This is a genomic window from Micromonospora siamensis, from assembly GCF_900090305.1.
GTDB classification, from domain to species: Bacteria; Actinomycetota; Actinomycetes; order Mycobacteriales; family Micromonosporaceae; genus Micromonospora; species Micromonospora siamensis.
The window spans coordinates 2,251,046-2,270,942 of record NZ_LT607751.1 but is presented as its reverse complement, the minus strand read 5'-3'; the positions used below and the strand labels follow the sequence as shown (position 1 = coordinate 2,270,942).

Here is a 19,897-nt window from a genome sequence, read left to right as displayed (position 1 = left end):
ACCGCAGCCTCACACAGGGGTATGACAGCCCCGGGCGGCGCGCAACCGGCGCAGGTGCCGCTCGACGACGTCGCGGCTGAGGCTCAGACACCGGACCTGGCTGTCGAGCCGCGCGAACTCGGCGGCGAACAGGTCGACCAACTCGTCCCGGTCGGCGGCGTCGGTCGCCTCCGCCGGCTCAGACCGCAGGTCGGCGAGCAGCGGCAGGATCAGCCTGGTGGGCAGCCCCGACCTGACCAGGCTGCTGACCAGCGTCGCCCGCCCGACATCCGACTCCTGGTACGTCCGGTAGCCGCTCGCGGTGCGCTGCGGCGTCAGCAGCCCGCGCTCCTCGTAGTACCTCAGCATCCGTACCGGGATCCGGGTACGCCGGGACAGCTCACCGATCCGCATCCGCCGCTCCTTGACTCTCACATCAGTGTGAGACTTTACGGTTCCCGCCATGAGCCCTCAACCCACCGCGACCGTCGAGGAGGTGGCGTACCGCCTGCCCTGGCGGACGCTCCTGCTGCTCGCCGGCGCCGCCTTCGCCACCGTGACCACCGAACTGCTGCCGGCGAGCCTGCTGCTCCAGATCGGCGACGACCTCGACGTCACCCCTGCCGCCGCCGGGCGGCTGGTCGGGGCGTGGGCGTTGACGATCGCCGTCGCCAGCGTCCCGCTGACCCGGCTGACCAGCCGGACGCCCCGCCGACGGCTCGTCCCCGGCGTCCTGCTGCTGCTCGCCCTGGCGACCGCCGGCACCGCCCTCGCCCCCTCGTACGGCTGGGCCCTCACCGGCCGGATCACCGCCGCCGTCGCGCACGGTCTCTTCTGGTCCCTGCTCGTGCCCCTGGTGGCCATGCTCGTCCCGCCGGCGCGGGTCGGCCGGGCGGTCTCCGTGGTGCTGGCCGGCCCGGCGCTGGCCGGAATCGTCGGCATCCCGGCCGGCGCCACCGTCGGCGCCGCGCTCGGCTGGCGGGTCTGCGTCGCCGCGCTCGCCGGTCTGCTCGCGGTGGCGGCCCTGGGCATCGCGAGCCTGCCGCTGCCCGACGCGACCGGGCCGGCCGTACGACGGGACGGCCCGGACCCGGCGCTGCGGGCCGTGCTCGCCGTGGCGCTCGCCGGCGGTCTCGTCCTCACCGGACACTTCCTGCTCTACACCTACATCGCGCCGCTGTTGCGCCAGTTCGGTGGCTACGACGTCACCACCACCGGCCTGCTGCTGCTCGTCTTCGGGGTGGCCGGGGTGGCCGGCACCGCCGGGGCCGGGGCGCTCTCCGACCGGTACCCACGGCAGGCGCTCAGCTGGATCTGCGCCGGCCTGGCCGCTGCCGCCGCCGCGCTACTGCTGCTCGCCGCGCACCTCGCCGTGGCGATCGTCGTCGTCGCCGGCTGGGGTGTGCTCATCGGCCTGCTGCCACCGGTCTTCCAGACCCACCTGCTGCGGATCGCCCCACCCGGCCGGGAAGCGGTCTCCGGGGCGATCGGCATCACCGTGCTCAACCTCGGTATCGCGGGCGGGGCGACGCTCGGCGGGGAGGTGCTCGACCGTTGGCAGGCCCAAGCCCTGCCCGCCGTCGCCGCCGCCACCATCGCCGTCGCCACCGGCTGGCTCCTGGTCACCGGCCGCCGGGACAGCCGCGCCGACGCCGCCACGGCCGGCGGGGTACGGCCGTGACGACCAGCGCGCCCCTGCCCGACCTGATCCGCGCCGGTGTCGTCGAACGGTTCGGCGGCCCGGAGGTGCTGCGTACCGTCCGGATTCCCCGACCGGTGCGCGCGGCCGGCCACGTCCTGGTGCGGGTGCACGCGGCGTCGGTCAACCACGGGGAGACGAAGATCCGGCGCGGCCTCGTACCGGAGCTCGGGCCGCCGCCGCTGGTGCTCGGCTCGGACCTCTCCGGCACCGTCGTGCAGGCCGATCCGGGTGGCCGGTTCCGCGCCGGCGACGAGGTCTACGGCATCCACTTCATCGGCACCTACGCCGAGTACGTCTCGGTGCCCGAGGCGGCCCTGGCCACCAAACCGCGATCCGTGGACCACGTGGCCGCGGCGGCACTGCCGGTCGCGGCGCGTACCGCGCTCGCCGCCGTCGTCGAGTACGCCGACCTGCGCGCCGGCCAGCGGATCCTGGTCCACGCCGCGGCCGGCGGCGTCGGCCACCTCGCCGTGCAGCTCGCCCGGCACCGGGGCGCGTACGTCATCGGCACGGGCCGGGCCGTGCACCATGCGTTCCTGCGCCGCCTCGGGGTGCACGAGCCGGTCGACTACACCAGGGTGGACTTCCGCACCGTGGCGGGGGAGGTCGACGTCGTGCTCGACCTGGTCGGCGGCGGGTACGGGCGGCGGTCCCTGGACTGTCTGCGGCCGGGCGGCCTGCTGATCGGCGCGACCCTCGACCCGGGCGTGACCGGGGAGGAGGCCGACCTGCGGGGCCGGCGGTACCGGTGGCTGGGCGAGGTGCGGACCGTCCGCCCCCTCGACGTGGTGCGCGACCTCGTGGACGCCGGCCGGCTCACCGTCCACGTGCAGCGGACCTATCCGCTGTCGGACCTGGCGGCCGCGCACGCCCACTCGGACAGCGGCCGGGTCACCGGCAAGCTGGTCGTGACGATCCCGCCGCCCCAGCCTGCGCGGATTTTCGGATGAGGGCGATGAGTTCCGCGTCCCGGAGAAGTCGACCCGGTCATGACGAGGACGCACATCCTGGAGACCGCCGGCGCCGACATCGTGTACGACGTGCGCGGCCCGCTGCCCACCGTCGACGGGCGGCCACCGCTGTTCCTGATCGCGCAGCCGATGACCGCCGACGGCTTCGCCGCCCTGGCCGCGCAGCTGCCCGACCGCACTGTGGTCACGTACGACCCCCGCGGCCTCGGCCGCAGCGTCCGCAAGGACGGCCGGGACGACCACGATCCCGAGGTCCAGGCGACCGACGTCCACGCCCTCGTCGAGGCGCTCGGCGGCGGACCGGTGGAGATGTTCGCCAGCAGCGGTGGTGCGGTGACCGCACTGGCGCTGGTGACGGCGCATCCGCACGACGTGAGCACCCTGGTGGCGCACGAGCCGCCACTGATCCCCGTGCTCCCGGACGCCGAGGCCGCCGAGCGGGCCTTCGGCCGCGTCCGGAGCGCCTACCAGGCCGGCGGGGCAAACGCCGGCATGGCCGCCTTCATCGCCATGACGTCGTGGCCGGGCGAGTTCACCGAGGAGTACTTCGCCGCGCCCGTGCCGGACCCGACCCAGTTCGGCATGCCCCGCGAGGACGACGGCTCCCGGGACGATCCGCTGCTCTCCGACCGGTCCCGGACTGTCAGCGGTTACCACCCCTGGGTCGACGCCCTGACCGCCGCGCCGACCCGCATCGTGATAGCCGTCGGTGAGGAGTCCGCCGGCACCTTCACCGCGCGTACGGCGGCGGCCATGGCGGCGCTGCTCGGACAGGAGACGACGGTGTTCCCCAGCCACCACGGCGGGTTCCTCGGGGCCGACTCGGGCTACCCGGGCCAGCCGGAGGCCTTCGCGGCCAGGCTGCGCCAGGTCGTGGACCAGCACAGCTGACACCACCCGCACCCGTCCGTCGCTCCGCTGTCGTGGGGTGGCGATAGCCTGCCGTCATGCCGAGCGCCGAGCTGGATGAGTTGATCGTCGCGGACGCCGCCGCGCTGCGCGACTGGCTGTCGGCCAACCACGCCACCTCCCCCGGAGTGTGGCTGGCCCTGACGAAGAAGGGTGGCACGGTCACCACGCTGACCTGGCAGCAGGCGGTCGACGAGGCGCTGTGCTTCGGCTGGATCGACGGGCAGGCCCGCAAGCGGGACGAGGAGACCTCCTGGATCCGGTTCACCCCCCGCCGGCCCGGCAGCTCCTGGTCCCAGCGCAACGTCACCCACGTGGCCCGGCTGGAGGAGCAGGGCCGGATGCGGCCGGCGGGCCGGGCCGCGGTGGAGGCCGCCAAGGCGGACGGGCGGTGGGCGGCGGCCTACGCGCCGCCGTCGGAGGCGGTGGTGCCGGCGGATCTCCTGGCCGCCATCGCCGCGAACCCGGCCGCCCAGGCCATGTTCGACGTACTCACCAGGACCAACCGGTTCTCCCTCATCCACCGCCTCAACGCCGTCAAGCGGGCCGAGACCCGGGAACGGAAGATCGCCGAGTTCGTCGCCATGCTGGCCCGCCAGGAGACCATCCACCCGCAGAAGGCCCGACCCGCACAGACGCCGTAGTCGGCACCTTCGCCACCCGGGGCGCGGCGCGGGCACTACCGTTGCGGCGTGCAGATCCGTTTCGACGTACCCGCCGATCCCGCCTATCCGGGCCGGGTGGCCGCCGCTCTCAGCGCCGTCCGGTTGCGCCGGTTCGCCCGGATCGGCGCGGCACTGGCCGCGGCCGGCGTCGTCGGCTTCGCGTTCGCGCCCGGCGGCCGGTTCTCGTCGCTGTGGACGACGCTGCTCGTGGCCGGCGTGCTGTCGATGTTCTATCCGACGTGGGTACGCTGGCGCGCCCGGCGCCGCTCCGGTGACTACGCCGTCGAGGGCGGCTACGAGATCACCGAACACAACATCATGATGCGCAGCGGCTCGGAGTCCAGCGGCATCGCCTGGGACGGGGTCACCGAGGTCCGCGACACCCCCGGCTTCTGGATCGTGTACGTGGGCCGGATGCCGGCCACCGTGATCCCCCGCGACCTGATGTCCACCGAGGACGCCGAGACGCTGCGCGCCTTCATGGCCGAGCGTGGGCTGCTCCCGCACACCCCGTCATGACGGCGGGGCGTCGACGGTACGACGCGGTCCGGTGAACCACCTCCGCGCCGACGCCCACCACCACACCGCCACCCCGAGCAGCACCCCGCCCACGGCCAGCGGCGCGTAGTTCACCGCCGTCCAGCTGAAGTCGGCGTGCCCGGGCACCCCGGCCGGCACGATCGGCAGCACGAAGTAGACGGAGATGACCACAATCTCGATCACCGCGATCCAGCCGAGCAACTGGTAGCGCCGGCCCAGCGTCCACGGCCCGGGGACGAACCGGTCGCCCATCCGCAGCCGCAGGAAGATCGGGATCAGGAAGGACAGGTAGAGCCCGATCACCGCCACCGAGACCACCGCGTAGAAGGCGACCGGCACGCCGCCGGACTGGTACAGCGCGGGCACAGTGAGCACCAGCCCGGCCAGGGTCGCGCCGATGATGGCGTTGACCGGGGTGCCGTTGCGGTCCACCCTGGACCAGAGCCGCCAGCCGGGCACCGCCCGGTCGCGGCTGAACGCGTACGCCATCCGGCTCATCGAGGTCACGCAGCTCATCCCGCAGAAGAACTGCCCGATCGTCGAGATGATGATGACCGTCTTGAAGAAGAACGGGGTCAGCGCGGATTCGAAGATCGCCCCGGAGAAGCCGCCCGCGTCGTTGATCGCGTCCACGTCGGTGGCGGCGAAGAGGAACGCCAGCAACAGGATCCAGCCGCCGACCGCGGAGTAGGCGATCGACCGCCAGAGCCCCTGGGCGGCGGTCTTGGAGGCGCCCCGGGTCTCCTCGGAGACGTGCGCGCAGGCGTCGAAGCCGGTGATCGTGTACTGGGTGAGCAGGAAGCCCAGCGGCAGGACGTAGAACCAGAAGGTCAGCCCGCCGGTGTCGCCGTCGCCGAAGCCCGAGTTGTTGAACCGCTCGGTGAACACGAAGCGGAAGCTCTGGTGGTCGTCCGGGACCAGCAGCAGGATCGCCACCACGGCCGCCGCGCCGGCCACGTGCCACCAGACCGAGACGTTCTGGAGTACGTCGATGATCCGGTGCCCGAAGATGTTGATCAGCCCGTGCAGGGCCAGGATGACGACGAAGAGCCCGAAGGTCTGGGTGAGTGTCCCGGCCCAGCCGTCGAAGAGCGCCGACAGGGTCAGGTTGAGGAAGGTGGCGCAGCCGTAGTCGACCGACGCGGTGACCGCCACCAGGCCGATCAGGTTGAGCCAGCCGGTGAACCAGCCGTGCACCGGGCGACCCATGGTCGCCGCCCACCAGTAGATCCCGCCCGCCGTCGGGTACGCCGACACCAGCTCCGCCAGGCAGAAGCCGATGATCAGGATGAACAGTGAGATCAACGGCCAGCCCCAGGAGATGGCGACCGGGCCGCCGTTGTTCCACGCCTGGCCGAACGTGGTGAAGCAGCCGGCCAGGATCGAGATGATCGAGAACGAGATGGCGAAGTTGGAGAAGCCGCTCCACTTGCGGTGCAACTCCTGTCGGTAACCGAGTTCGGCGAGCCGTCGGGCGTCGTCGTCCATCGGTTGCTCGGCGGTCGGCGCGGGCGTCGTGGCCACTGCACACCTCCTGGAGGTGGTCCCCGGTACGAGTGGCCCGAGTCTGCTCCCGCCGCTGACGATGGTCAATCCGTCGCCCGTACCGGGCTCGCTAATTGCGTTGCCGCGACGTCCCGTCGGACGCATGCTTGAAGCCGTGACCAGGCCCGATCGCGACGGGCCCTCCCCCGGGCGCTCGGCACCGCCCGGTGCGCGGCGGCGCGGGGCGTCCACCTCTCTCTCGGGTACGGCGGTCCGCCGTACCACCCGGACACCCCGTGCCGCCGTCCCGCTCAGGTGAAGAGCAGGCCGAAGACCCAGATGGTGCCGACCACCACGCCCGCGGTGAACTCGACCAGCAGGGCCAGTCCCGCCGCGCCCAGCGCCTGCCGGGTCGCCGGCCAGGCCAGCTGGTTGCTGCCCAGCCGCAGCCGCTCGGCGCCCCACACCCCGGCGACGAAGCCGAGGATCAGACCGACCACCGGGATCACGAAGAAGCCGACCAGTCCCAGCAGGCCACCGGCGAGCAGCGACGAGGTGGGCACGCCGGTCCGCTTCAGGTTCCGGCCCGGCCAGGCGTACTTGACGATCGTGCCACCGGCGGCAACCACCGTCGCGGCGGCCAGCACCGCCCAGCGGCCCGGCCCGGCGCCGCCGAAGACCGCCCAGACCAGCACGCCGCCCCAGCACAACGGCAGCGCCGGCAGCCCCGGCACCAGCACCCCGGCCAGCCCGGCCAGGATGGCCAGCGCCGCCACCAACGACACCGCCGCCTGCGAATCCGTCAACCCCACGCCCGCTCCCGTCCGTTGCCGTCGTCGCCGCGCAACCGCGCGGTGATCTCCTCGGCCGGTACCGGGCCGCCGAACCAGCGTCCCTGCCCGGTGTCGCAGCGCAGCGCCCGCAACCGTTCGGCCTGCGTCGCGGTCTCCACCGCCTCGGCGGTCACCCACAGCTCCAGCGCGTGCGCCAGCCGCACCAGCGCGTCCACGATCCGCTCGTCTCGATGGTCGGCGGGCCCGTCGGCGTCCCCGGCCCGGATCCCCTCGACGAACGGCCCGGCCAGCTTGAGGCAGTGGATCGGCAGCCGCCGCAGGTACGCCAGGTTGGAGTAGCCGGTGCCGAAGTCGTCCACGGCCAGCCGCACCCCAAGCGCCGCCAGCCGGTGCAGCGCGCGCAGCGGCTCCCCCGCGGTGCCCATCACCGCGCTCTCGGTCAGCTCCAGCTGGAGCAGCTCCGCGGGCAGGCCGCTGCTGGCGAGCGCACCCGCCACCATCTCCACCACGGCCGGCTCCTCCACCTGGCGGGCGGCCAGGTTGACGCTCACCACCAGCCGGGCGTCGGGGAAGGCCCGCCGCCACGCCTCGGCGTCCCGGCAGGACCGGTCGAGCACCCAGGCGCCGAGCCGGACGATCAGCCCGGTCTCCTCGGCCAGGCCGATGAACCGGTCCGGGCCGATCAGGCCCAGCTCCGGGTGACGCCAGCGGACCAGGGCCTCGACGGCCCGCATCGAACCGTCCAGCAGGGACACGATCGGCTGGTAGTGCAGCACGAACTCGCCCCGGTCCAGGGCCGCGGGCAGGCCGGCGGCCAGCGCCGACCGGGCGAGGTCCCGGGCGCTGCGCTCCGGGTCGTACACCGCCCACCGGCCGCGACCCTCCGCCTTGGCCCAGTAGAGCGTGGTGTCGGCGGCCTTCATCAGGTCCGACGCGCTGGTCTCCCCGGCCGGGCACTCCACGATGCCGATGCTGGCCGAGACGGCCAGCTGCTGGTCGCCGATCACCACCGGGGTGGCCACCGCCGCGAGCGCCGACTCGGCCACCGCCACCGCCCGGTCGTTGCCCGTGCCGGCGCGGACCAGGATGACGAACTCGTCGCCGCCCATCCGCGCCACCAGGTGACCCTGCGCGGCGACGCACTCGGCGAGCCGCCGGGCGATCACCACCAGCAGCCGGTCACCCAGGTCGTGGCCGAGGCTGTCGTTGACCGCCTTGAAGCCGTCCAGGTCGAGGAAGCAGACCCCGACCGGCTGGTCCGGCGGGGCGGCCTGCAGGACGTGACCGAGGGTCTCGAAGAACAGCGTCCGGTTGGGCAGGCCGGTGAGCGGGTCGTGCAACGCCTGGAACCGCAGCCGTTGCTGGAGCTCGTAGCGTTCGGTGATGTCCTCGATCATCGCCACGGTGAACCGGGGCCGGCCGTCGTCGTACCGGATCAGCGAGACCGCCAGGTCGGTCCAGACGACGCTGCCGTCCTTGCGGTGGTAGCGCTTCTCCACCCGGACCGAGTCGTGCTTGCCCTCGATCAGCTCCTGGTAGAGCTCCCACATGCCGGCCGCGTCGTCGGCGTGGAAGAGCGCCGCCACGTTCGTCTGCCGCAGCTCACCGATCGTGTAGCCGAGCATGTCGGCGAACGACTGGTTCACGTCGATGATCACGCCGTCGGTGTCGGCGATGCCGATGCCGATGGCCGCGCCGGTGAAGACCGCCCGGAACCGCGCCTCGCTGTCGCGCAACGCCTGCTCGACCGCGTCCCGGGCCTGCCAGGCCGACCGGGCGATCCGCTCCTGCTGGCTGAAGGTCCGGTCGCGCAGGGCCGCGGCGAAGCCGGCGGCCAGCGCCGCCTGCAACGCGTCGACCCGGTCGGCCACACCGCCGGGCCCGCCCCGCTCCGGCAGCACCAGGGGTACGAAGCGCTCGCCGAGCGCCCGCACCGACCAGTCGAGTACGCCAGGCTCGGTCAGGTGCGCCTCGACCAGCGCCCGCCCCACGTCCCGGCCCGGCCGGACGGAGAACGGTTCGGCCAGGGCAGCCTGCGCGAGTCGTACCGTGTGGGCCAGCAGCAGCCGCTCGGTCTCCTCCGCGCTCAACGGCACGAACCCGAGCCGACGCACCGCGCGGGCCCACGCCGAGGCGTACTCGTGGGCGCCCGGTCGGCTGACGTCCTCCTCGCCGGGAGCCACGGCGCTGCCTCAGCCGCCCGGACGGTCGTGGCGGGCGACCCCGCCGAACGCGCCGAACCGTTCGGGGTGCTCGTCGACGTCGGACGGCGAGTCGGGCCGCCACAGCGGCATGTGCACCACGCCCGGCTCCAGGATCGTCCAGTCGCCGAAGAAGCCGCTGATCTCGGCCCGCGAGCGCAGCGTGATCTCGGTGGCGGTACGCGCCGACAGCCGCTGCGCGTCGAGCATCTCCTGCGGCTGGTCCTCGAAGGTGGAGTGGGAGATCACCAGGAAGCTGCCGGGGGCGGCGGCGGCCCGCAGGGTGGCCAGGATGTCGCCGGGGCGGTCGGCGTCCGGCACGAAGTGCACCACCCCGGCGAGCAGGATGCCCACCGGCCGGCCGAAGTCGATCAGCCCGCTGTCGCGGGCCCCGTCCAGGATCAGCTTCGGATCCCGCAGGTCGGCGTGGACGGCGACGGCCCGGTCGTTGCCGGCGAGCAGTTCCCGGCTGTGCGCCACCGCCACCGGATCGATGTCGACGTAGACGATCCGGGCCTCCGGGTTGGCGGCCTGGGCCACCTCGTGCACGTTGCCGACGGTGGGGATGCCGGAGCCGATGTCGAGGAACTGGTCGATGCCGGCGTCCAGCAGCACCCGGACGGCGCGGCGCAGGAACTCCCGACCGGAGCGCATGGTGGCCGCCAGGTTGGGGGTCATCGCGGCGATCTGCTCGGCGAGCTGCCGGTCGATCTCGAAGTTGTGCGCCCCGCCGAGGAAGTAGTCGTAGACCCGGGCGGCGCTGGGCCGCGTCAGGTCGATCTCGGTGGGGATGTTCTCCGGCTTCTGCATGGCTTCGCCCCTGGTCGTCGCCGCGGCGCGGGAGGGCCCCGGTCGTCGGGCGCGGCGCAGCGCGCGAGGGGAACCGGCCGACCCGCGGATCGAGTGGTGGTGACCACTCTATGCGCGCCCGGCCACCAACGGGAGATCCACTTTTCGCCGCCCCGGGCCGACCGACCGGCCGCCTCGGGCCCCGCCCGAAGGCCCGCAACGCCACTAGCCGCCCCAGCCCCACCGGGGCAGCGCCGGAAGCGACAGACGTTTCGAGCGTGATACCTGAGAGTCATCAAAATACCTCCGTGGTATCGCGCTCAAATGTTTCGCAGGCCCGGCGAAGGCCGGTGGGCTGGCGCGATGCTGCAAGCCCGGCCCATCCCCGAGCCGGGAGGGGCCAGGGTGGTGCCGGAAGCGGCGCCACCCCGAGCCGGGCGTGACCGGGCGTGGAGAAGAGGCCTTTCTTACGCCGACTCCAGGAGCAGGGCGATGCCCTGGCCCACGCCGACGCACATGGTGGCCAACGCCCGCCGGCCGCCGCGGCGGCGCAGCTCCAGCGCGGCGGTCAGCGCCAGCCGGGCGCCGCTGGCGCCGAGCGGGTGGCCGAGGGCGATCGCGCCGCCGTTCGGGTTGACGTGCTCGGCGTCCTCGGGCAGGCCCAGCTCGCGCAGCACCGCGATGCCCTGCGCGGCGAACGCCTCGTTCAGCTCCACCACGTCGACGTCGGCGAGGGCGATCTGATGCCGGTCCAGCAGCTTGCGGGTGGCCGGCACCGGTCCGATGCCCATGATCCGGGGCGGTACGCCGGCCGCCGCCGCGCCGCCGACCCGGGCGAGGGGGGTGAGGTCGTACCGGGCGACGGCCGCCTCGGAGGCGACCAGCAGGGCGACCGCGCCGTCGTTGACGCCGGAGGAGTTGCCGGCGGTGACCGTGCCGCCGTCGCGGAACGGGGTGGGCAGCGCCGCCAGCTTCTCGATCGATGTCTCCCGGGGGTGCTCGTCGACCTCGACCAGCTTCGTGTCCCGCCGGCCGGCCGGCACGGTCACCGGCACGATCTCCTCGGCGAACCGGCCGTCGGCCTGCGCCTTGGCGGCCCGCTGCTGGGAGCGGAGCGCGAACTCGTCCTGGGCGGCCCGGTCGACGCCGAACTCGGCGGCGACGTTCTCCGCGGTCTCCGGCATCGAGTCGATGCCCCAGCCGGCCTTCATCAGGGGGTTGACCAGCCGCCAGCCGAGGGTGGTGTCGTACACCTCGGCGGAGCGGGAGAACGGCGTGGTCGCCTTCGGCATGACGAACGGCGCGCGGCTCATGCTCTCCACCCCGCCGGCGACCACCAGGTCGGCCTCGCCGGCCACGATGGACCGGGCGGCGGTGGCGAGGGCGTCCAGGCCGGAGCCGCAGAGCCGGTTGACCGTGCTGCCGGACACCTCCTCGGGGAGGCCGGCCAGCAGCGCCGCCATCCGGGCCACGTTGCGGTTGTCCTCGCCGGCCTGGTTGGCGCAGCCGAGGACGACGTCGTCGGTGCGCGCCCAGTCCACCGAGGGATGGCGGGCGACCAGCTCGCGGATCACGTGCGCGGCCAGGTCGTCGGGGCGTACCCCGGCGAGGGCGCCGGCATAGCGGCCGATCGGGGTGCGGACTCCGGCCACGAGGTAGGCGGCGGTCATCGGCGCTCACGTCCTTCGGGGGTGGGAAGGGGCTGGCGGTCGCGGCGTTGTCCGGGTCACGGGCACGCCCGGCGCCAGGATATCCGCGCGGCGACCGGATAGGTTTGCGGCATGGCCCGGGCCCAGTTCAGCGCAGAGACCGCCGGTGGCGGGCAGTTCGTTCGCCAGCCCAACCGGTTCACCGGTCGGGTCACCCCGCACTCCACCTCCCCCGAGGGCGGCGGCCCGGACGACCAGGGACGCTGGCCGCTGGAGGCCGGCCGGTACCGGCTGATCTGGTGCAAGGCGTGCCCGTGGGCGCACCGGGCCCGGATCGTGCGCACCCTGCTCGGCCTGGAGGACGTGATCTCGCTGGGCACCGTCGACCCGATCCGGGACGAGCGGGGCTGGCGGTTCGCCCTGGACCCCGACGGCTTCGACCCGGTGCTCGGCATCGGCTTCCTGTCGGAGGCCTACCTGGCCACCGACCCGGACTACACCGGGCGGGTGACCGTGCCGGCGCTGGTGGACACGCTCACCGGCCGGGTGGTCACCAACGACTACCCGCAGCTCACGCTGGACCTCTCCACCGAGTGGCGCCGGTTCCACTCCCCGGACGCGCCCGACCTCTATCCGGTCGAGCTGCGCCCGGAGCTGGACGCGCTGATGGCGGAGATCCACGCCGACGTCAACAACGGCGTCTACCGGTGCGGCTTCGCCACCTCCCAGCAGGCGTACGACGAGGCGTACGAGGCGTTGTTCGCCCGGCTGGACGCGCTGTCGGAGCGGCTGTCCGGGCGGCGGTACCTGATGGGTGACGCGATCACCGAGGCGGACGTGCGGCTGTTCACCACCCTGGTCCGCTTCGACGTGGCGTACCACGGCCACTTCAAGTGCAACCGGCAGAAGCTGACCGAGATGCCGGTGCTGTGGGCGTACGCCCGGGACCTGTTCCAGACCCCCGGCTTCGGCGGGACGGTGGACTTCGACCAGATCAAGCGGCACTACTACGGCACCCACGAGGCGATCAACCCGACCCGGATCGTGCCGCTGGGCCCGGACACCTCCGGCTGGACCACCCCGCACGGCCGTGGCTGAGCGGGGCACCGTGGCCCGGGTCGCCGCCGCGTCGGTCGCCGCCTGCTGCGTGCTGGCCGGCACGGTCGCGGTCACGTTCGCCGTGGTCGCCGGCACGGGCGCTGGCCTGACCGGGTACGTCAGCGAGGCGGGCATCGCCAGCAGCAGGTACGCCTCGACGTACCGGATCGGGGTGTTCGCCTTGGCCGCGTCGTTGCTGCTGCTCGCCGCGGCGCTGCCCCCGGCGTTGCCGGTCGCGGCCGGGCTGCTCGGCGCCGGCGCGGTCTTCACGGTGCTGTCGGGGGCGGTGACGTGCAGCGCCGGCTGCCCGCTGCCGCCGTTCGAGTCGTCGACCGTGGCGGACCTGGTGCACGGCGGGGCGAGCATCGTGGCGATGGCGTCGACGGTCTTCGCGATGCTGGTGATCGCGCTTTCCCCGCACGCGGCGCCCGGGCTGCGGCGGGTGGCCCGGCTGGCGGTGGCGGTGGCGCTGCCGGTGGCCGGGGCGATCGCCGTCGGGCTGGTGACGGTGGGCCGGGGCAGCCTGCTGGGCGGGCTGGAGCGGCTGCTGCTGGCGGTCGGCGCGGCCTGGGGCCTGGGCACCGCGACGGCGCTCGGACGGGCCCGCTCCGCCCCGGACGTGACGAACGGGTCACCGGCCGACAAACAGCACGTGTAAGGAGCGTCACGGGCACCGCTCCTTCCACCTGCGGACCGGCCGGGAGTACCGTCGGCAGGCGATGACCAACGTCTGGGACCTGACCGTGCGCCTGTATGTCGACCTCCGACTGCAGGCCAGCGGCGTCTGTCCGGCGCAGCCACTCTCCTGACGCTGCCCCCGTTCCGCCCTCCCGACCTTGGACGTCCCATGGCTTCCGCCCTGCGCAAGATCCCCTTCTCCGTTCAGATCCTCCTCGGCCTCGTGCTCGGCGTGGCCCTCGGCTTCGTTGCCCGGGCCAACGACCTGAGCTGGCTCACCACCACCCTCGACACGGTCGGCGGACTCTTCGTCCAGCTGCTCAAGCTGGCCGTCCCGCCCCTGGTCTTCACCGCCATCGTGGTCAGCGTGGTCAGCCTGCGCGGCGTCGCCAACGCCGCCCGGCTGGCGGTCAGGACGCTGCTCTGGTTCGGCATCACCGCGCTGATCGCGGTGACCGTCGGCATCGGCCTCGGCCTGCTGGTCGACCCGGGCCGCGGGGTCAGCCTGAACGTGGCCGGCGCCGAGGCGCCCACCAAGACCGGCTCGTGGACCGACTTCCTCACCGGGATCGTCCCGACCAACCCGGTCGGCGCGTTCGTCGACAACAACGTGCTCCAGATCGTCTTCCTGGCCCTGGTGGTCGGCGCCGCCGCGCTGCTGATCGGCGAGGCCGCCGAGCCGTTCGTCACCCTGAACCGCTCGGTGCTGGCCATCGTGCAGAAGGCGCTGTGGTGGGTGATCCGGCTCGCCCCGATCGGCACGCTGGGTCTGATCGGGAACGCCGTCGCCTCGTACGGCTGGGACCTGCTGGCCCCGCTCGCCAAGTTCACCACCGCCGTCTACGTCGGCTGCGCGATCGTGCTGCTCGTCGTCTACCCGGTGGTGCTGCTGGCCGCCGGCCGGCTCAACCCGCTGCGCTTCTACGCCGGCGCCTGGCCCGCCATCGAGCTGGCCTTCGTCTCCCGCTCCTCGGTGGGCACCATGCCGGTGACCCAGCGTTCCGTCGAGCGGCTCGGCGTCCCCCGCGAGTACGCCTCCTTCGCCGTGCCGTTCGGCGCCACCACGAAGATGGACGGCTGCGCCGCGATCTACCCGGCGCTGGCGGCGATCTTCGTGGCGCAGGTCTTCGGCGTCCAGCTGGGCGTCGGCGACTACCTGCTGATCGCCTTCGTCTCGGTGGTCGGCTCCGCGGCGACCGCCGGCCTGACCGGCGCGCTGGTGATGCTGACCCTGACCCTGAGCACGCTGGGCCTGCCGCTGGCCGGCGCCGGCCTGCTGCTGGCCATCGACCCGATCCTCGACATGATCCGCACCGCGACCAACGTCGCCGGGCAGGCGCTGGTGCCGACCATCGTCGCCGCCCGGGAGGGCACCCTGGACCGGGCCGCGTACGACACGGCCGGCAAGCGCGACCTGATCGAGCCGGACCCGGCGGACCGCCCGGCGGAGCGGCTGGAGCCGGTCCCCGCCTGATCCGTGGCCGCGCAGTGGCGACCCGCCGGTCTCCGGCGGGTCGCCGCCGCGTTCCGGTGGGTTCCGCGCTCGCTGCGAGCCGCCGCCCTGTTCCGCGCCCGCCCGCGCCGTCGACGGCGCCGCGCCCACGACCCGCCCGCCCGGCCGACCTCCCCGGAGGCGCCGGCCCACCGACCGTCCCGGAGGATCACCCCCATGAGTGCCCTGTTCTCCCCGCTCACCCTGCGCGGTGTCACCCTGCCCAACCGGGTCGCCATGGCCCCGATGTGCCAGTACAGCGCCGGTCCCGACGGCCTGCCCACCGACTGGCACCGCGTCCACCTCGGCTCCCGGGCCGTCGGCGGGGTCGGTCTGATCGTCACCGAGGCGACCGCCGTGGTGCCCGAGGGCCGGATCAGCCCGCAGGACACCGGCCTCTGGTCCGGCGCGCACGTCGACGCCTGGCGGCCGATCACCCGCTTCCTCGCCGAGCACGGCGCGGTGCCGGCCGTGCAGCTGGCCCACGCCGGTTTCAAGGCCTCCACCCACCGCCCCTGGGACGCGCAGCGCGGCGGGGTGGCCGACACCGAGGGCGGCTGGACCCCGGTCGGTCCGGGCACCGAGCCGTTCGTGCCCGACTACCGGCGGCCCACCGCGCTGGACGAGCGCGGCATCGCCGCCGTGGTGGCCGCGTTCGCCACCGCCGCCAGCCGGGCGCTGGACGCCGGCTTCGCCGCCGTGGAGATCCACGCCGCGCACGGCTACCTGCTGCACGAGTTCCTGTCACCGCTGACCAACCACCGTGGCGACGGCTACGGCGGCGACCGGGCCGGGCGGATGCGGCTCACCCTGGAGGTGGCCCGCGCCGTCCGGGCGGCCGTCGGGGAGGACGTGCCGGTGCTGACCCGGATCTCCGCCACCGACTGGGTCGAGGGCGGCTGGACCGTCGAGGACAGCGTGGTGCTGGCCGGGGAACTCGCCGCGGCCGGCGTCGACCTGGTCGACACCTCGTCCGGCGGCGCCGCGGCCACGGCGACCGTCCCGGTCGGCCCCGGCTACCAGGTGCCGCTCGCCGCCCGGATCCGCCGGGAGGCGGGGGTGCTGACCGGTGCGGTCGGGCTGATCGTCGAGCCGGAGCAGGCGGAGCAGATCGTCGCCGCCGGGGAGGCCGACCTGGTCCTGCTCGGCCGCGAACTGCTGCGCGACCCCTACTGGCCCAACCGCGCCGCCGCCAAGCTGACCGCCACCCCCACCTGGCCCAACCAGTACACCCGCGCCCACTGACCCCCGACCCCGACCCCACCCCCGCGCCCGGCCTTGGCCCGCGTCGTTGATCATGAAGTTAGCGGGTCGTTTCGTCCCGTTCCGCTACGGCAAACTTCATGATCAACGGCGATGACCGGGGTGGGGGGCCCGAGGGGGGTCAGCCGGCCAGGTGGGACCAGGTGGGTTCCAGGGTGTGCCAGGGGCCCTGGGCGGCCACCACGCCGTCGACCAGCACCACCACGTGGTCGGCCCGGATCAGCGCCGCCCGCTTCGAGGTCGAGCCGACCACGGTGACGCCGTGTTCGCGCAGCGCCGCCCAGAGCGCCAGCTCGGTGGTGACGTCCAGGGCGGACGACACGTCGTCGGCGACCAGCAGCTCGGTACGCGGCGCGAGCGCCCGGGCCAGCGCCAGTCGTTGCAGCTGACCGCCGGAGAGCCGGGTGCCCTTGTGCCCGATCAGCAGCCCGAGCCCGCCGACGGCGGCGGCCAGGTCGTGTTCGAGCTGGGCGGTGGCGACCGCGCCGGCCGCGTCCACCTGGTGGCCGAGGGCGATGTTGTCGGCGACGGTGCCGGAGAGCACCCGGGGCAGCTGCCCGACGTAGCCGACCTGCTGCGGGCGCAGGAACAGCTCCGGCTCGGTGACCGGCTCGCCGTTCCACCGCAGCTCGCCGGTGTGGTGCACGATTCCGGCCAGCGCCCGCAGCAGCGACGACTTGCCGCTGCCCACCGGCCCGACCACCAGCACCAGCTGCCCGCGTTCGACGGTCAGGTCGACGTCGCGCACCGCGAGGGTCCCGTCGGTGTGCAGCGCCCCGAAGCCGGCCAGCTCCAGCCGGCGCAGCGGACGTCGGGCCGCTGGCACGGGCGCCGGCGCGGTGCCGGCGGCCAGGTCCACCCCGGGCACCGCCGCCGAGTACGCCCCCACCCCGGTCATCGCCACCGTCCGGTGGGTCCACACCCGGGCCGACGGGTACTGCGAGACCAGGGCGGCGCTGGTCCAGGCGAACCACCGGGCCGTGCCGAGGGTGGAGACCACCACCAGCGTGGCGCCCGCGGAGAGCGTCCCGCCCAGGTAGAGCGCCCACGCGACGATCGGCAGCAGCCCGGTGGTGACCGCGGGCGTCGACCGCGACCAGACCTGCATGGCGATCTCCCGCCGCTGCCGGTCGCTGCGCACGGTGTCCAGTCGGGCCAGATGGTCCAGCACCGGACGGGTCGCGCCGGCCAGCTTCACCGTACGGGCGGCGGAGAGCGCGGAGACCAGCGCGGTGGCGAACGCCGCCCGGGCGCTGACCGTGGCCTGCGCCGAGCGTTCCAGCCGCGGCCCGAACAGGGTAGCGGCCAGCCCGGAGACCACCATCGTGCCGAGGAAGAACAGCCCGGGTACGACGCTGCCGGTCACCGCGGTCATCGCCACCACCATGAACAGGGCGATGAACTGGTCCATCAGGTTGTCGGCCAGCTGCACCACCCGTTCGGTGTCGCCGCCCTGGGCGACCACCTCGGCCGGGGTGTGCGCGCTGACCCGGCGCGGCCCGGTCTGCCCGTGCACCAGGCGCAGGCTGATCCGCAGCAGCTGCCGCACCCACCACTGCGGGAAGAGCAGGTTCGTCAGGTAGGGCATCGGCAGGATCACCAGCAGTGCGGCCACGATGCCCAGCGCCGGCAGCCACGGGTCTCCCCCGCCAATCAGGTCGGCCCAGAGCCAGGGCAGCACCGCGCCGTCCAGCCCCAGCAGGGTCATCAGGGCGAACATGACGATGGAGACCAGGCCGTACCGTCGGTCGTTGGTGCCCAACCGGAGGATCTCCCGCAGTGTCCCGGCGCGCGGGGCCGGCGGCAGCGGCGGCGGGTCGGTGCGCGGCAGCGCCACCACCGGCCGCGGCGCCGGATCGGGAGCCGCCACCTCGACCGGGTCGTCGGCCGGGTCGGCGTCCGGCGCGGGCAGCAGGTCCACGCCGCCCCGGCCGGTGCCCACCCCCGCGTACGCGCCGGCGTGGCTGGTGGCCAGCAGCTCGGCGAAGCGGGCGGACTCCTTCATCGGGCCGGCCTCCAGCACTGCCCCGTCGGCCATCACGACCACCTCGTCACAGCGCCGCACCGAGGAGAGCCGGTGCGCGATGAGGATGCCGATCCGGTCGGCGAGCAGCCGTTCGGTGGCCCGGCGGACCCGGGTCTCGGTGACCGGGTCGAGGCGGGCGGTGGCCTCGTCGAGGATCACCACGTGCGGGTCGCGGACCAGGATCCGGGCGAACGCCACCAGCTGCTCCTGGCCGGCGGAGAGCACGTGCCCGCCCTCGCCGAGCCGGGTGTGCACCCCGTCGGGCAGCTCGGCGACCCAACCGGTCAACCCCAGCTCGGCCAGCGCCTCGGGGACGGCGGCGAGCAGGTCGGGGTCGAAGAGGGCGACGTTCTCGGCGAGGGTGCCGGCGAGGATCTCGGTGCGCTGCGGCACCACCGCGATCCAGCGGCGCAGCTGCTCGACGTCGAGGTCGACCAGGTCGGCACCGGCCAGGGTGACCGTGCCGTGGGGCACGTCCACCGCCCGGGTGAGCACCTTGGCCAGCGTCGACTTGCCCGAGCCGGTCCGCCCCACCAGGGCGTACGAGCGACCCCGGACGAAGCTCAGGTGCACGTCGCGCAGGGCGGGCCCGCGTTCGCCCTCCCCGCCGGCCGGGTAGCGGAAGGTCAGCCCGCGTACGGTCAGGTCGCCCTCGACCGGTGCGGCGCCGCCGGAGGGTTCCTGCGCGGAGTCGTGCAGCAGTCGCACCCGGCCCCAGGCGCCCAGCGCGAACTGGAGGTGGGGCAGCATCCGGGTGATGTGCTCCATCAGGGCGCCGAAGCCGATCACCAGCAGCCAGACGGCGGTGAGCCGGGCCGGGTCGATCCGGCCGGTGGTCAGCGCCCACGCCCCGCCGAGCACCACCAGGGCGACGGCGGTGCGGGTGGTGGCGACGGCCGAGAGGGTGAACCGGGCGTTGAGCCGGAAGACCCGCCGGCCACGGGCGAGCACCTCGGCCGCCCGCTGGGCGTAGAGGCGCAGCACGTACGGCCGGGCCAGGCTGGTACGCACGTCGTCCTGGCCGTGCACCGCCTCCTCCATCACGGCGGCCAGGTCCGACCAGGCCTCCTCCTCGGCCATCCGGGCGGGCCTGATCCGGGCCGCCGGGCGGCGCAGGGTGAGCACCAGCAGGCCGACCAGGGCCAGCATGCCCAGCCCGGCGGGCCACCAGACGTAGAGGGCCAGCACGGTGGACAGTGCCCCGCCGGCGAGCGCCTGGATCATCCGCCAGCCGGTGTTGCGGATCTCGGCGGCCACCTGGTAGACGTCGCCGTCGATCCGGTCGAGCAGCTCGCCGACCGGGGTGGTCTCCAGGGTGGGCAGGTCCTGCCCGAGCGCCACCCGGCACAACCGGCGGCGGACGTCGGCGGACCAGTCGGCGGTGAGCCCGGCCATCAGCAGGCCGACGGCCAGGTCGGCGAGGACGGCGGCGGCCAGCGCGGCGGCGAGCGCCACGAACCAGCCGGTCGCCCGGTGCACCAGAACCGGTCCGGCCAGGGCCGCCGCGCCGACCTGCCCGCCGGCGCTGAGCAGGATCAGCAGGAACGCGGCCGCCACCCGCCGGGGCGCGGCGATCCAGAAGTCTCGGAGCAGGCGCATGGAGGGTCCTCCGGACTCGGTTGGGGGGCGGTACTCCCAGCTTGGTCCGCGAACCCG

General features: G+C 74.1%; 16 protein-coding genes. 9 read left to right on the top strand and 7 right to left on the bottom strand.

All coding sequences use genetic code 11. The features are described from left to right. Positions 1–9: 9 nt before the first annotated feature. A complete protein-coding gene (locus tag GA0074704_RS10455) occupies positions 10–393 on the bottom strand; it encodes a MerR family transcriptional regulator (RefSeq protein ID WP_088973584.1) in 384 nt (127 codons plus the stop codon). Positions 394–442: 49 nt separating this feature from the next. Here GA0074704_RS10455 and GA0074704_RS10450 point away from each other — a divergent pair, with 49 nt between their 5' ends. From GA0074704_RS10450 to GA0074704_RS10430, 5 genes are read left to right on the top strand one after another with little or no spacing between them, the layout of a single operon-like run. Continuing rightward, positions 443–1,660 (top strand): MFS transporter, encoded by a 1,218-nt coding sequence (locus GA0074704_RS10450; protein ID WP_088970321.1) that lies wholly within the window; start codon positions 443–445, stop codon positions 1,658–1,660. After that, positions 1,657–2,631, top strand: coding sequence for an NADP-dependent oxidoreductase (locus GA0074704_RS10445; RefSeq protein ID WP_231926810.1), 975 nt, complete (start codon positions 1,657–1,659; stop codon positions 2,629–2,631). The genes GA0074704_RS10450 and GA0074704_RS10445 overlap by 4 nt, the downstream gene beginning before the upstream one ends. Before the next feature lie 39 nt (positions 2,632–2,670). Then, complete coding sequence (locus GA0074704_RS10440) at positions 2,671–3,543, top strand: alpha/beta fold hydrolase (protein WP_088970320.1); 873 nt, start codon at positions 2,671–2,673, stop codon at positions 3,541–3,543. Between the two features lie 56 nt (positions 3,544–3,599). Beyond that, positions 3,600–4,205, top strand: coding sequence for a YdeI/OmpD-associated family protein (locus GA0074704_RS10435; RefSeq protein ID WP_088970319.1), 606 nt, complete (start codon positions 3,600–3,602; stop codon positions 4,203–4,205). 48 nt (positions 4,206–4,253) lie between these two features. Then, positions 4,254–4,745 (top strand): YcxB family protein, encoded by a 492-nt coding sequence (locus GA0074704_RS10430; protein ID WP_088970318.1) that lies wholly within the window; start codon positions 4,254–4,256, stop codon positions 4,743–4,745. Here the strand turns inward: GA0074704_RS10430 and GA0074704_RS10425 are convergent. From GA0074704_RS10425 to pcaF, 5 genes are all read right to left on the bottom strand, one after another. Next, positions 4,740–6,290, bottom strand: coding sequence for an amino acid permease (locus tag GA0074704_RS10425; protein ID WP_088970317.1), 1,551 nt, complete (start codon positions 6,288–6,290; stop codon positions 4,740–4,742). The genes GA0074704_RS10430 and GA0074704_RS10425 overlap by 6 nt on opposite strands. Positions 6,291–6,562: 272 nt before the next feature. Next, entirely contained in the window at positions 6,563–7,063 is a 501-nt protein-coding gene (locus GA0074704_RS10420) for a DUF456 domain-containing protein (RefSeq protein ID WP_088970316.1), read from the bottom strand. Next, on the bottom strand, positions 7,054–9,228 hold the full coding sequence (locus GA0074704_RS10415; RefSeq protein ID WP_088970315.1) for a putative bifunctional diguanylate cyclase/phosphodiesterase: 2,175 nt from the start codon (positions 9,226–9,228) through the stop codon (positions 7,054–7,056). The genes GA0074704_RS10420 and GA0074704_RS10415 overlap by 10 nt, the downstream gene beginning before the upstream one ends. Positions 9,229–9,237: 9 nt before the next feature. Continuing rightward, positions 9,238–10,056: an SAM-dependent methyltransferase gene (locus tag GA0074704_RS10410; protein WP_088970314.1), complete on the bottom strand. Its 819-nt coding sequence runs from the start codon at positions 10,054–10,056 to the stop codon at positions 9,238–9,240. A gap of 446 nt (positions 10,057–10,502) precedes the next feature. Further along, positions 10,503–11,705: a 3-oxoadipyl-CoA thiolase gene (gene pcaF / locus GA0074704_RS10405; protein WP_088970313.1), complete on the bottom strand. Its 1,203-nt coding sequence runs from the start codon at positions 11,703–11,705 to the stop codon at positions 10,503–10,505. A gap of 111 nt (positions 11,706–11,816) precedes the next feature. On the opposite strand from pcaF, the gene GA0074704_RS10400 reads away from it, so the two are divergent. The 4 genes from GA0074704_RS10400 (at position 11,817) to GA0074704_RS10385 (ending at position 16,197) form a co-directional block, all read left to right on the top strand. Beyond that, entirely contained in the window at positions 11,817–12,782 is a 966-nt protein-coding gene (locus GA0074704_RS10400; RefSeq protein WP_088970312.1) for a glutathione S-transferase family protein, read from the top strand. Continuing rightward, a complete protein-coding gene (locus GA0074704_RS10395) occupies positions 12,775–13,440 on the top strand; it encodes a DUF998 domain-containing protein (protein ID WP_088970311.1) in 666 nt (221 codons plus the stop codon). Before GA0074704_RS10400 ends, GA0074704_RS10395 begins: the two co-directional genes overlap by 8 nt. A gap of 201 nt (positions 13,441–13,641) precedes the next feature. After that, on the top strand, positions 13,642–14,934 hold the full coding sequence (locus tag GA0074704_RS10390; protein WP_172880889.1) for a dicarboxylate/amino acid:cation symporter: 1,293 nt from the start codon (positions 13,642–13,644) through the stop codon (positions 14,932–14,934). Between the two features lie 195 nt (positions 14,935–15,129). Continuing rightward, a complete protein-coding gene (locus GA0074704_RS10385; RefSeq protein WP_088970309.1) occupies positions 15,130–16,197 on the top strand; it encodes an NADH:flavin oxidoreductase/NADH oxidase in 1,068 nt (355 codons plus the stop codon). A gap of 139 nt (positions 16,198–16,336) precedes the next feature. Here the strand turns inward: GA0074704_RS10385 and GA0074704_RS10380 are convergent, their stop codons facing one another. Beyond that, the gene (locus GA0074704_RS10380; protein ID WP_088970308.1) at positions 16,337–19,840 is read right to left on the bottom strand and encodes an ATP-binding cassette domain-containing protein; all 3,504 of its coding nucleotides are present in this window, start codon (positions 19,838–19,840) and stop codon (positions 16,337–16,339) included. Positions 19,841–19,897 lie beyond the last annotated feature (57 nt).